Source organism: Vibrio sp. 970, assembly GCF_033339075.1.
Map to the genome: position 1 here is coordinate 1 of NZ_JAWOTW010000260.1, position 740 is coordinate 740.

Here is a 740-nt window from a genome sequence, read left to right on the forward strand (position 1 = left end):
TAACGCAGACGTGAGCAAGCTCAGAGTTAGATAAACGCCCATTGTCATCGCGATGATCTCAATGGCTTGTCCTGTCTGGTTCAAGGTTGTACCAGCAAACACAGAAACCAGATCCGGATAACCAATAGCCATTGCCAACGAAGAGTTCTTCGTTAAGTTCAAGTATTGGCTTGTGAGTGGAGGAATGATGATTCTCAAAGCTTGAGGGATAACAACCAGCTTGAGCGTTTTAGCACGAGGCAAACCAAGTGACATCGCGGCCTCTGTTTGACCATGACTCACCGCGTTGATACCGGAGCGTACGATTTCCGCAATAAAGGCGGCGGTGTAAACACTTAACGCCAATAACAAAGCTGCCAGCTCAGGAATGATGCTGATCCCACCTTTGAAGTTGAAACCTTTCAGCTCTGGGTATTCCAAAGAGATTGGCATACCAGAAACGAAGTAAACCAATAGAGGCAAGCCAACAAGAAGCCCTAAACCGATTCGTCCCATCGGGGTTTGTTGGCCTGTTAAGCGTTGTTTGTTTCTAGCCCAAATAGAGATAGAGATCGTAGCGATAAGCCCGATAACAAACGCAGCAATCACAACACCACTGCCTTCATTAAACACAGGCGCAGGAAAATAAAGCCCACGCACGTTTAAGAAGATAGCTTCGCCAAGGCTCAAACTTTGTCTTGCCGATGGTAATGCTTGCAGTACTGCGAAATACCAGAAAAAGATTTGCAGAAGAAGGGGGA

General features: G+C 46.6%; 1 protein-coding gene. It reads right to left on the bottom strand.

Translation table 11 applies throughout. The features are described 5' to 3' along the window. Positions 1–740 (bottom strand): amino acid ABC transporter permease (locus R7Q11_RS26050; RefSeq protein ID WP_225466986.1); only part of this gene is annotated, 740 nt, incomplete at both ends.